This is a genomic window from Streptococcus sp. LYSM12, assembly GCF_004569635.1.
Lineage (GTDB): Bacteria > Bacillota > Bacilli > Lactobacillales > Streptococcaceae > Streptococcus.
In genome coordinates, this window is record NZ_SPOZ01000016.1 from 57,237 (window position 1) to 67,871 (window position 10,635).

General features: G+C 41.7%; 9 protein-coding genes, 1 tRNA gene, 1 other RNA gene and 1 pseudogene. 8 read left to right on the forward strand and 4 right to left on the reverse strand.

Annotated elements, in window-relative coordinates:
* The first annotated feature begins 249 nt into the window (after positions 1-249).
* Positions 250-1,353 carry a UDP-galactopyranose mutase gene (gene glf / locus E4T79_RS06565; RefSeq protein ID WP_135028800.1) on the forward strand — a complete coding sequence of 368 codons (1,104 nt, stop codon included), beginning with the start codon at positions 250-252 and terminating at the stop codon, positions 1,351-1,353.
* An 867-nt stretch (positions 1,354-2,220) separates the two neighbouring features.
* Positions 2,221-2,385, forward strand: a pseudogene (locus tag E4T79_RS06570) (site-specific integrase); the annotation flags it as partial.
* Positions 2,386-2,479: 94 nt separating this feature from the next.
* On the opposite strand, the gene E4T79_RS06575 reads toward E4T79_RS06570, so the two are convergent.
* The 3 genes from E4T79_RS06575 to E4T79_RS06585 all read right to left on the reverse strand — a co-directional run bounded on the left by E4T79_RS06575 (position 2,480) and on the right by E4T79_RS06585 (position 4,135).
* A tRNA-Lys gene (locus tag E4T79_RS06575) sits at positions 2,480-2,552 on the reverse strand.
* A 4-nt stretch (positions 2,553-2,556) separates the two neighbouring features.
* Positions 2,557-2,752, reverse strand: a non-coding RNA gene (gene ssrS / locus E4T79_RS06580) — 6S RNA.
* 96 nt (positions 2,753-2,848) lie between these two features.
* Entirely contained in the window at positions 2,849-4,135 is a 1,287-nt protein-coding gene (locus E4T79_RS06585; protein WP_135028804.1) for a replication-associated recombination protein A, read from the reverse strand.
* A gap of 86 nt (positions 4,136-4,221) precedes the next feature.
* Between E4T79_RS06585 and E4T79_RS06590 the strand changes: the two genes are divergently transcribed.
* From E4T79_RS06590 to dtd, 5 genes are all read left to right on the forward strand, one after another.
* The gene (locus E4T79_RS06590; RefSeq protein ID WP_135028806.1) at positions 4,222-4,692 is read left to right on the forward strand and encodes a DUF3013 family protein; all 471 of its coding nucleotides are present in this window, start codon (positions 4,222-4,224) and stop codon (positions 4,690-4,692) included.
* Positions 4,693-4,726: 34 nt separating this feature from the next.
* Positions 4,727-5,671, forward strand: coding sequence for a 50S ribosomal protein L11 methyltransferase (gene prmA, locus E4T79_RS06595; RefSeq protein ID WP_135028808.1), 945 nt, complete (start codon positions 4,727-4,729; stop codon positions 5,669-5,671).
* On the forward strand, positions 5,672-6,412 hold the full coding sequence (locus E4T79_RS06600; RefSeq protein WP_135028810.1) for a 16S rRNA (uracil(1498)-N(3))-methyltransferase: 741 nt from the start codon (positions 5,672-5,674) through the stop codon (positions 6,410-6,412).
* A gap of 598 nt (positions 6,413-7,010) precedes the next feature.
* The gene (locus tag E4T79_RS06605) at positions 7,011-9,212 is read left to right on the forward strand and encodes a bifunctional (p)ppGpp synthetase/guanosine-3',5'-bis(diphosphate) 3'-pyrophosphohydrolase (RefSeq protein WP_135028812.1); all 2,202 of its coding nucleotides are present in this window, start codon (positions 7,011-7,013) and stop codon (positions 9,210-9,212) included.
* Positions 9,213-9,220: 8 nt separating this feature from the next.
* Complete coding sequence (dtd, locus tag E4T79_RS06610) at positions 9,221-9,664, forward strand: D-aminoacyl-tRNA deacylase (protein WP_135028814.1); 444 nt, start codon at positions 9,221-9,223, stop codon at positions 9,662-9,664.
* A 48-nt stretch (positions 9,665-9,712) separates the two neighbouring features.
* Here dtd and E4T79_RS06615 read toward each other — a convergent pair whose 3' ends face one another.
* Positions 9,713-10,360: a metal-dependent transcriptional regulator gene (locus E4T79_RS06615; RefSeq protein WP_135028816.1), complete on the reverse strand. Its 648-nt coding sequence runs from the start codon at positions 10,358-10,360 to the stop codon at positions 9,713-9,715.
* 189 nt (positions 10,361-10,549) lie between these two features.
* On the opposite strand from E4T79_RS06615, the gene E4T79_RS06620 reads away from it, so the two are divergent.
* Positions 10,550-10,635 (forward strand): IS630 transposase-related protein (locus tag E4T79_RS06620; protein ID WP_135028820.1); only part of this gene is annotated, 86 nt, incomplete at its 3' end.

The following is a 10,635-nucleotide window of genomic DNA, read 5'->3' on the forward strand; positions in this document are numbered from 1 at the left end:
CTACGATTTGTGATATAATGGGAACATGATGTTTGTAGGGAAATCTGATAGATAGATTGTCCAGTGTAACTAGTTATACTCAAAGAAAATTAACATTAGACGAGGAAACGTAATTGAAGGTAGAAGGCTGTTCCTTTACATTTTAAAGGAACAGGCTGAAAGCTTCACTGGAGCTTTTGACTCATCAAGTTAAGTTGATAAAGTATCCTTTTGATTTTCAAAGAGTAGTTAGATGAAAGAAGAGAGAACATGTACGATTATCTGGTTGTGGGAGCAGGTTTGTCAGGAGCGGTGTTTGCCTATGAGGCGACCAAGCGTGGCAAGAAAGTAAAAGTGATTGATAAGCGAGGCCACATTGGAGGTAATATTTATTGTGAACTAATTGAAGGGATTAAGGTTCATAAATATGGAGCACATATTTTCCATACATCCAATAAACGGATTTGGGACTATGTAAATCAATTTTCGGAATTTAATCATTATATCAATTCTCCTGTAGCCAATTATCAAGGGAAATTGTATAATCTGCCTTTCAATATGAATACTTTCTATGCCATGTGGGGAACTAAGACTCCGCAAGAAGTCAAGGAGAAAATAGCAGAGCAGACTCAGCATTTACAAGATATAGAACCGCGTAATTTAGAGGAGCAGGCTCTGAATTTGATTGGGAAAGATGTCTATGAAATCCTGATCAAGGGCTATACGGAAAAGCAATGGGGACGGTCTGCGACGGATTTGCCACCTTTTATTATCAAACGCTTACCGGTTCGGTTTACCTTTGATAATAATTATTTCAATGACCGCTATCAAGGAATTCCAGAGAAAGGCTATAATGTCATCATCGAGAAGATGTTAGAGGGTATTGAGGTCGAGTTGAATGCAGATTTCTTTGAAAAGAGATTGGATTGGGAAGCCCAGGCTCAAAAGGTTGTCTTTACAGGGATGATTGACCAGTACTTTGACTACAAGCATGGGGAATTGGACTACCGGGGGCTTCGTTTTGAACATGAAGTGCTTGAGACGGATAATTATCAAGGGAATGCTGTAGTGAATTATACTGAGCGAGAAGTACCTTATACTCGGATGATTGAGCATAAGCATTTTGAATTTGGTCATCAGGAAAAAACAGTTGTCACTAAAGAATACCCAGTTGATTGGCAAAAGGGTGAGGAGCCTTATTATCCGATCAACAATGCAAAAAACAATGCCATTTTTGCCAATTATGCAATGGAGGCAGAGGCAATCAAGGATAGGGTCATTTTCTGTGGGCGTCTAGCAGACTACAAATATTACGACATGGATCGGGTCATCGAGCGGGCGCTCGAAGTGGTGAATGCTGAGTTTAATGCTTGAATGTGACTGATGTAGTTTAACCCTAAAGGTAGCCACAGTTGTTATCGGCTACAGTCGAAGTAGCTATGTTTTTAATGACTTAGATGATTGAGAAAACGTTGTTTTCCGACGAGCTTCGATTGCGTTAAAAAGGCAATTTGGCGAACGCCCCATAACGGAGTATATTGAAAACGTTCCAACGTCGATTTGACTTTGGAACGTTTTTTCTATTTTTATAGCCGTTTCGTTTATTTTTAGTACTAGGCAACGAGTCGCAGGTAGTACTGGAGTACAGCAAGACAAGTTAACGAAGTAATAAAATATAAACTAAATGACTATAAAAGGTTTTTCTAAGTGGCAGGGCTTAGTCCTGGGCAATACAGAATTAAATCCTTACAATAATTATTTCTACAACTTTCGGGGGGTGGAACAAAGCGGCGCCCAGCCTCATCCCGTCCTCAGCAACAAGGTACTTATTGCCGGGGATACCACTACGGCAGAAGTAGCCTTTTAGCTCACTACGTTCGCTTTCTCTTGAAAACTAGTTTTTGATTTTACAAACATTTGCTATTTTTGAAATTAGTTAAGTATTACTGAAATGTTTCATTTATAAAACATTAGGTAAAACAAAATACAGCATAACAAATCGAAAGAATTCAAAACAACTAATAAATAGAAGAATTTTTTTCTTTTTTTCATGTATATTATTTATAGAAAAAAATAAAATGATATAAAAAAGTATAAAATTTGACAGGAAATAATGCAAAATAGTCCAAAACATCAATATTTTTCCTCCTATTGTTTAGTATAATAGCACAAAGATATTGTAAGCGCAAATATTTTATTTAGGATGGTCTTTCATGAAAATGAGTATAAGGGGAACTTTAGCATACTTATGGCAGTTATTTGTTGGCAAAGAAAGTTGATAGTTGGGTGGTCGCAAAAATATTAGGTCATAAAGATATTCAGCAGTTGATAGAAACGTATGGACATCTTCTAAAAGAAATTCAACAGGCAGAATTTGAGGAAGTAAGGCAATATTTAAAAGTGTAATAAAGAAAGGTAAAAGAAAATTAGAAGTAGAACAAATTTGCTTATCACAAGCAAAAAAGCCTTGCGGGACAAGGCTTACGGAGTGATGCGAATATCCTCCCTGTAGGGATCGAACCTACGACCCACGGATTAAGAGTCCGCTGCTCTGCCAGCTGAGCTAAGGAAGGAAAAGAAAATGCTGTATTGGTACCGGTGATTCAGGAATTGTATTGATCCCGCACAGTAAGTAGCAGGTGGGTAACTCGTTTCTAACTTCAGTCGCTTCCGTGTGAGACGGCCTGCATACTGTTAGAAAGCTCTTGTTTCCCTAGTAATACAAAAATAGTCGGTCAACACATAGGTATGAATTCGTATACCACAGCAGTTCTTATCTATGTACTTATCTTACCATATTTTGAAAAAAAATCAAGAGAAAATTGACAAAAAAGAAAGCGTTCTCTAAAAGAGCTGTTTCGTTTCCCTGTCAAGGCTTTGGTGCCGTCTGTTTTTTTAATTCCCTAATTTTTTCTTGAGTTAGCTTGAGAGCCCGCTCGTATTTGCCAGTTTCATTAGCTTTGAAATAGTGCTGATGAAGGAGTTTATCAGGTAGGTATTGTTGATCCACCCATTTTTCAGGGAACTTATGGGGATAGAGATAGTCTTGGGCATTGCCTAACTCCCTACTTCCCTTGTAATGGCCGTCGCGGAGATGCCTTGGAATTGGCAGATGTCCATTTTTCTTAAGATCAGCCAGAGCCTGATCGATAGCTAAATAGGCGGAATTTGACTTAGGAGATAAAGCAAGGTCAATGACGATATTGGCAATGGGAATGCGGGCTTCTGGAAAACCGAGTTTTTGGGCAGCTTCAAGAGCAGCCATGGTATGGAGTTGGGCGTCGGGATTGGCAAGCCCGATGTCTTCGTAGGCGATGACCATGAGGCGTCTGGCAAGACTTGGTAAATCGCCGGCCTCAATCAGACGAGCAGCGTAGTGAAGACTAGCATTGACGTCGCTTCCTCGGATTGATTTTTGAAGGGCAGATAGAACATCGTAGTGTCCGTCTCCATTCTTATCCATCGTGATGTAGCTTTTTTGGAGGCTATCTTTCATGGTATCGAGTGTGATGTGGCGAATCCCTCTAGCATTTTCAGGAGTAGATAGGACGGCTAATTCTAAGGAATGAAATGCAGAACGCAAGTCTCCATTTGTATTAGTTGCAATGAAATCAAGTGCATCATGATCTACTGTAACAGGAAAGTCAAAACCGCGTTTAGAATCTGAAATCGCCGTCTGAACGGCTGCTTTGATATCGTCGTTTGAGAGAGGTTCTAGCTCAAAAATTTGAACGCGGCTACGAATAGCAGGTGTCACGGAGAAGAAAGGATTCTCTGTAGTCGCACCAATCATGATGAGGTGGCCATTTTCAAGCAAGGGGAGTAAAAAATCTTGTTTGGTCTTGTCCAAGCGATGAATTTCATCAAGTAGTAGAACCAGACCTCCAGAGAATTTGGCTTCCTCTGCAATTTCTTGGAGACGTTTTTTGGTATCAACGGTAGCGTTAAAAGTACGAAAGACGTACTTTGATGTCCCTGCAATGGCGCTAGCAATACTGGTCTTGCCAATCCCTGGTGGACCATACAAAATCATGGAAGACAGACGATTGGCTTCTACCATGCGGCGGATAATTTTTCCTTCACCGACCAAGTGGTTTTGCCCAATGACCTGATCAATCGTTTTGGGACGCATTCTAAGAGCAAGATTGTCAATCATGCGATTTCGTCCTTTCTATCTTTTTAGCTAGTTTTATGTTACACTTATCTATATATTCTACCATAAATAATGTAAAGTGAGGCAAGATGAGTAAGTACGGATTTTTAGATGTATTGGATCAGAAAATGGAGCAGGGATTTCCCTATGATTTTGAAATGGAGTGGGACAAGAAAAATCATTCGGTAGAGGTTGCTTTTTTACTGGAAGTAGAAAATAAGGCGGGTATTGAAACCGTAGATGATGAGGGAAATACAACGACCGAAGATATTTTCTTTGAAGAAGTAGTCTTGTTTTACAATCCTTTGAAATCAAGGGTCAAGGAAGAGGACTATTTGGTTGCCATTCCGTATGAGCCAAAAAAAGGTCTATCTAGTGAATTTATCGCTTATTTTGTTGCATTTTTAGCAGAAACGGCAGAAAAGGGATTAGATGATCTCATGGACTTTTTAGCAGATGATGAGGCAGAAGAATTTGCTATTGCTTGGGATAAGGAAGCATTTGAAGCCGGTAGAGTGAAGTTGGCAGAAAGGGACTTTTTCCCTTATCCGAGGTATTAACCAAGAAATCGGTGAGTAAAGGAGTGGAGAGACGATGTGGCAGGAATTACGGGTGCAGTTTGAGCGTCAGGGAGAGGAGATTGTGTCCAATCTCTTGATTGAGCTAGGTGCGCAGGGTGTTGCGATTGAAGATACGGCAGATTACCTAAACAAGGAAGACTTGTTTGGTGAAATTGTGCCTGAAAAGGAGCAATCGGACTTGGTTACGATGATTGCTTATTATCCAGAGAATCTAGCGATTGAGTCCATTAAAACAGCCTTGTTGGCGCGCTTGGATGAGGTCAGTGACTTTTTAGACCCCGGTACAGTTCGTTTGGAGGATCAAGCCTTGGATGAGGAAGATTGGGCGGATAATTGGAAGAAATACTATGAGCCAGCACGGGTTACTCATGATTTGACCATTGTGCCATCGTGGACGGACTATGAAGCGACAGTAGGTGAGAGGGTGATTTGTTTAGATCCTGGGATGGCTTTCGGGACTGGAACGCATCCTACGACCAAGATGAGCCTGTTTGCTTTGGAGCAAGTATTGCGAGGTGGCGAGCGTGTTCTTGATGTGGGGACTGGAAGCGGGGTACTTTCGATTGCGAGTTCGCTTCTTGGGGCTGGTGAAATCCATGCCTATGACCTTGATGAAGTTGCGGTGCGTGTAGCTCAGGAGAATATTGACCTCAATGTCCATGCAGAAAATATTACAGTGCAGACAGGGGACTTGCTTCGTGGTGTAGAGCTAGAAGCAGATGTTATTGTGGCCAATATCTTGGCGGATATTTTGGTGCATTTGACAGATGATGCCTATCGCTTGCTCAAAGATGAGGGCTATCTCATCATGAGTGGGATTATTGCGACCAAGTGGGAAATGGTTCGAACAGCAGCTGAATCAGCAGGATTTTTCCTTGAAACTCAGATGATTCAAGGGGAATGGAATGCGGCTATTTTCAAGAAAACGAGAGACAGGTCCGGGGTGATAGGAGGCTAGATGCAACAGTATTTTGTAAAAGGTAGTGCAGGTAGGAATTTGGTGATTGAAGACAAAGATACTATTAAGCACATGTTTCAAGTCATGCGGTTGGCAAAAGATGACCAAGTAATCTTGGTTTTTGATGATGGTATCAAGCGCTTAGCACGTGTGGTTGACGAAAAAGAATACCGTTTTGAAGTAATGGAGAAATTGCCAGATCAGGTCGAATTACCAGTAGATATTACGATTGCTTGTGGTTTTCCCAAGGGTGATAAATTGGAATTTCTCGTTCAGAAAACGACTGAGTTGGGAGCAAGCCAGTTCTGGGCTTTTCCAGCAGACTGGTCGGTGGTCAAATGGGACGACAAAAAGATTATAAAAAAGACTGAAAAATTGCAGAAAACTGCCCTAGGAGCAGCCGAGCAGAGTAAGCGTAATCGAGTGCCTGATGTTAGCTTATTTGCTAGCAAGTCAGATTTTCTTGGAGCGCTTGACCAGTTTGATACTGTTTTCATTGCCTATGAAGAGTCTGCTAAAGTAGGGGAATGCTCGACCTTGGTAGAGGTTCTGTCAAATCTCAGGGGCAGTGAAAAAATTCTTTTTATCTTCGGTCCCGAGGGCGGACTGTCTCCTGCCGAAGTCATACAATTTGAAACCAAGGGGGGCTACAAGATTGGTCTTGGTCCACGGATTATGCGAGCAGAAACAGCTCCACTCTACGCTCTAGCGAGTGTTAGTGTCTTGAAAGAGTTGATGTGATACTTCTTTATAGCCGTTTCGTTTATTTTTAGTACTAGGCAAGGAGTCGCAGGTAGTACTGGAGTACAGCAAGACGAGTGAACGAAGTATTAAAAATATAAACGAAATGACTATAACAATCAGCTTTTTTCTGTCGTTTGTTACCGTGCTAAATTTCAACTCGACCGTCGGTTTTGTTGCTTCGTCAGATTGTGCCGTTTAGAGTATTAGGCAGGAATGGATAGTCACTCGAAATTGGTGGCTATTTTATTTTGGAATTCACTATAAAACAAGTAGCCTGAGATGCTTTCATTTATATAGGATAGCGTTCAGTCCTTGGTTGATGTGGTAGGAGGATAAGGATTGTCATGGATAGATTTAGATTGTTGATTCGGGACAAATGCACGAACGTTTTTTAGGGTGAAGCCTGTGTTTTTTGAATTTTAATAGTCCTTACTTTCCCTATAGGAACACCTTGTATAAACCGTTTGGTTCAGAAAGAAAGGTGCGGAAATGTTAAGTTCCTATGTTTGTCAGGTACTTTGGCTCTTCTCGCCTTTTTCTTTTGGCTTGAAAGTGGTAAAATAGTAAGAAACAGTTTGAGAATGAGGAAGACAAGATGAAAGAAATCAATCTAACAGGAGAAGATGTCATTGATCTGACGGCTCAGTATATGCCGGAAGAGGATGTGGTCTTTGTACGCAAAGCCCTGGATTATGCTCTTGAGGCTCATAGTCAGCAATTTCGCAAATCAGGTGAGCCCTACATCATCCACCCGATTCAGGTAGCTGGGATTTTGGCGGGTTTGCAGCTTGATGCAGTGACGGTTGCTTGCGGTTTTTTGCATGATGTAGTGGAAGATACGGACGTTACATTAGATGAAATGGAAGCGAAGTTTGGTTCTGATGTTCGGATGATTGTAGATGGGGTGACGAAGCTCGGTAAGGTTGAGTACAAGTCACACGAAGAACAGTTGGCTGAAAATCACCGCAAAATGTTGATTGCCATGTCTAAGGATATGCGTGTCATCTTGGTCAAGTTGGCGGATCGTTTGCATAATATGCGGACTTTGAAGCATTTGCGCAAGGACAAGCAGGAGCGTATTTCACGTGAAACAATGGAAATCTATGCACCGCTTGCTCATCGTTTGGGGATTTCTTCTATCAAGTGGGAATTGGAAGATATGGCCTTTCGCTATTTGAATGAGGCAGAGTTTTACAAAATTACGCACCTCATGACTGAAAAGCGTAGGGAACGGGAAGCCCTGGTCAATGAGGTAGTTGATAAGATTCGCGCGTTTGCGAGTGATCATCATCTCCATGGTCATATCTACGGTCGTCCGAAGCATATTTATTCAATCTATCGAAAAATGCACGATAAGAAGAAGCGGTTTGACCAGCTATATGATTTGATTGCTATTCGGTGTATCATGGAAACGCCAAGTGATGTTTATGCTATGTTGGGCTACATCCATGAGTTATGGCGTCCGATGCCAGGTCGGTTTAAGGATTATATTGCGAATCCTAAGGCAAATGGTTACCAGTCAATCCATACGACGGTCTATGGTCCAAAGGGACCGATTGAGTTTCAAATTCGGACTGCAGAAATGCACCAAGTGGCAGAATATGGAGTGGCAGCCCACTGGGCTTATAAGCGCGGTGGAAAGGCTACAGCTAGTCAACAAGAGCTTAAATGGATTACTAATTTGATAGAATTACAGGCAGATGCTGGTGATGCGCAGACCTTTGTCGATTCTGTCAAGGACGATATTTTCACTGAGCGGATTTATGTATTTACACCAGACGGGTCGGTCAGAGAGTTGCCTAAGGACTCGGTTCCGATTGATTTTGCTTATGAGATTCATACGAAAGTTGGAGAAAAAGCGACAGGTGCTAAGGTCAATGGTCGTATGGTTCCCTTGACTACCAAATTAAAAACAGGGGATCAAGTTGAGATTATCACGAGTGCTAATTCCTTTGGTCCAAGTCGCGATTGGGTTAATCTGGTAAAAACGCATAAGGCTAGAAATAAGATTCGTCAATTTTTCAAGAATCAAGACAAGGAATTGTCTATTAACAAAGGGCGTGAACTAGTTCAGACCCTCCTGCAGGAAAATGGCTACGTGGCCAATCAATACTTGGATCGCAAGCACTTAGATGATGTATTGCAGAAAACGAGTTATAAAACCGATGAGGCGTTGTTTGCAGCGGTTGGTTTTGGTGAAATTTCGGCTATGTCCATTGTTAACCGCCTGACGGAAAAAGAACGGCGGGAGGCAGAACGTGCCAAGGCTAAAGCTGTTGCAGATGAATTGGTCAACGGTGGTGAAATCAAGCAGGATAATAAAGATAGCCTCAAAATTCGCCACGAGGGTGGTGTTGTGATTGAAGGAGCGACAGGGCTCTTGATTCGCCTTGCCAAGTGTTGTAATCCAGTTCCAGGTGATGAAATTACGGGCTACATTACGAAAGGACGTGGTGTGGCGGTTCATCGGACGGACTGTATGAATCTGAAAAGTCAGGAAAATTATGAAGTCCGCTTGATTGATGTATCTTGGGAGGATGAGCCATCCAGTAAGGAATATATGGCTAATATTGATATTTATGGTCTCAACCGCTCTGGGCTCCTTAATGATGTCTTGAAAGTCTTGACCAATTCAAGTAAGAATATTTCCTCTGTCAATGCTCAGCCGACCAAAGATATGAAATTTGCGACCATCCATGTGTCTTTTGGGATTTCAAACCTTGCAACCTTGACTAGCCTTGTCGATAAAATCAAATCAGTGCCAGAAGTGTACTCTGTTAAACGAACAAATGGGTAGGTGAGTAAATGAAAATCGTCATTCAGCGGGTAACAGAGGCTGCAGTCAGCATCCAACAACAAATTCACGGACACATTCAACAAGGCTTGGTTCTCTTGGTGGGGATTGGACCGGATGATTGTCAAGAGGATGTGGACTATGCGGTGAGAAAGATTGCCCATATGCGGATTTTTTCGGATGAAGAGGGGAAAATGAATCGCTCTGTTCAGGATATCGGAGGGCAAATCCTGTCTATTTCACAGTTTACTCTGTTTGCGGACACGAAAAAGGGCAACCGTCCAGCTTTTACAGGAGCGGCTGCGCCAGATTTTGCTAAGAAACTCTATGAGGAGTTGAATCAAGCCTTGGGAGTGTTTGTTTCTGTTCAAACAGGTGTTTTTGGAGCAGATATGGAGGTTTCTCTTATCAATGACGGCCCTGTGACTGTCTTGCTAGATACAAAAAATAAATAAGATGAAAAAGACCTGAACAACCATGTAGTGAACGAGGGCTCAGGTCTTTTATGTTGCTTCGATATACAATTCATTTGCAATGGCAAAGGGGATAGCAATGGTTGCTTCCTTGTATTGAATGAGAATGTTTTGGGTAAAGGTATCAATTTGTTGCACAGTAAAATGATCATTCAAGGCGAGATTGATTTGTTCAAGGAATTGAAGTAGAGGGAACGAATCATTCATCCGCACCAAGCGGTAGCTTCCAAGTTCTGTGACCTTGTCGAGAGTATCCTGGTACTGTTCCTCTAAGAGGTGGTCTTTGAGGGGAATGGTGCCTCCATGCGGGCAAGTCTTGGGAGAGCCCAGAAAGCTATCTAATTGATCGATGAAGTAGTCTGAAACGGTGTGTTCAAGGACTTCAGCCTCTTCATGTAATTGGTGGCTGGTATAGCCAAGATGTTCAAGGAGAAAGACCTCAATCAAACGATGCTTGCGATAGAGACGGGCTACCATGTTTTGCCCGAGAAGTGTCAACCGATAGCCCGCCTGTTTATCTTTTTGAATCAGACCTTCTTCAATCATTCGTTTCGCCATTTCAGTGACAGCAGGTGGAGACACTTGCATCCGTTGTGCAATTTCCTTGTTGGTGATTTTCTTTTTTTGCGTACTAATTTCATAGATACATTTTAGATAATCTTCTTTATTAGGGGTCATCTGGAGGTCCTTTCTTGTCTTCCATCTAGTATAACAAAAATTTAAAAGAAAAGTAAACCTTATGGATTTTATATAAGATACGAGGACGTATAGAAAGCTGGATTGGAGGATAAAGACAACGACTTACTGCTGTGATGAAGTGTATAGTAAAATGAAGTAAAAACAGTACATTTGTGATATCATGTTTTTATGGCATATTCACTAGATTTTCGTAAAAAAGTCCTCGCATACTGTGACAAAACTGGTAGTATTTCTGAAGCATCTGCTGTTTTCCA

Bases quoted from the DNA above. Each gene is read 5' to 3' on its own strand.
- E4T79_RS06605 (WP_135028812.1), top strand. From the start codon at position 7,011: ATGAAAGAAATCAATCTAACAGGAGAAGATGTCATTGATCTGACGGCT.
- E4T79_RS06590 (WP_135028806.1), top strand. From the start codon at position 4,222: ATGAGTAAGTACGGATTTTTAGATGTATTGGATCAGAAAATGGAGCAG.
- prmA (WP_135028808.1), top strand. From the start codon at position 4,727: ATGTGGCAGGAATTACGGGTGCAGTTTGAGCGTCAGGGAGAGGAGATT.
- glf (WP_135028800.1), top strand. From the start codon at position 250: ATGTACGATTATCTGGTTGTGGGAGCAGGTTTGTCAGGAGCGGTGTTT.
- E4T79_RS06600 (WP_135028810.1), top strand. From the start codon at position 5,672: ATGCAACAGTATTTTGTAAAAGGTAGTGCAGGTAGGAATTTGGTGATT.
- dtd (WP_135028814.1), top strand. From the start codon at position 9,221: ATGAAAATCGTCATTCAGCGGGTAACAGAGGCTGCAGTCAGCATCCAA.
- E4T79_RS06585 (WP_135028804.1), bottom strand. From the start codon at position 4,135: ATGATTGACAATCTTGCTCTTAGAATGCGTCCCAAAACGATTGATCAG.
- E4T79_RS06615 (WP_135028816.1), bottom strand. From the start codon at position 10,360: ATGACCCCTAATAAAGAAGATTATCTAAAATGTATCTATGAAATTAGT.